Here is a 601-nt window from a genome sequence, read left to right as displayed (position 1 = left end):
CCCGCCCGGTGGAATGGTACCTGCGGCCGATGGGCTGGGAGGAGCGCAACGCCGCCTATACCGAGGTCGCGATGGCGCTGTTCACCGAGGCCGCCGGCCGGGCGCTGGAGCAGGCCGGACTGAAGGCGTCGGAGATCGACACTGTGGTGACCGTCTCCTCGACCGGCGTCGCGACGCCGAGCATCGACGCCAGGGTAGCGGACGCCATGGGCTTTCGCAGCGACGTGGAGCGGGCGCCTGTCTTCGGTCTCGGTTGCGCCGGCGGCGTGACGGGGCTGTCGCTGGCCAGCCGGCTGGCGCAGTCGCGTCCCGGCAGCGCGGTGCTGGTGGTGGCGGTGGAGCTCTGCTCGCTGTCGTTCCGGCTCGACAAGCTGACCAAGGAGAACATTGTCGCCACCGCGCTCTTCGCCGACGGCGCGGCCGCCTGCGTGCTGCGCAGCGGGGAGGGCGGACTGGCCAGAGTAGAGATGTCGGGCCAGCACACCTGGCCCGACACGCTGGACATCATGGGTTGGAGCGTCGACGCCACCGGCCTCGGCGTGATCTTCGACCGCGCCATCCCGCCCTTCGCCGAGGCGAATGTCGCGCCGGCCATCGCCGC

General features: G+C 71.7%; 1 protein-coding gene. It reads left to right on the top strand.

Features of this window, described 5'->3' with window-relative positions:
* Nucleotides 1-601, top strand: a 601-nt coding sequence (locus C5F48_RS24445) for a type III polyketide synthase (protein ID WP_373454375.1), incomplete at both ends; no start/stop codon positions are given.

The organism is Cereibacter changlensis JA139 (assembly GCF_003034985.1).
GTDB lineage: Bacteria > Pseudomonadota > Alphaproteobacteria > Rhodobacterales > Rhodobacteraceae > Cereibacter > Cereibacter changlensis.
Note: the sequence above shows the minus strand (reverse complement) of the source record. Positions and strands in the feature narration are given on the sequence as shown.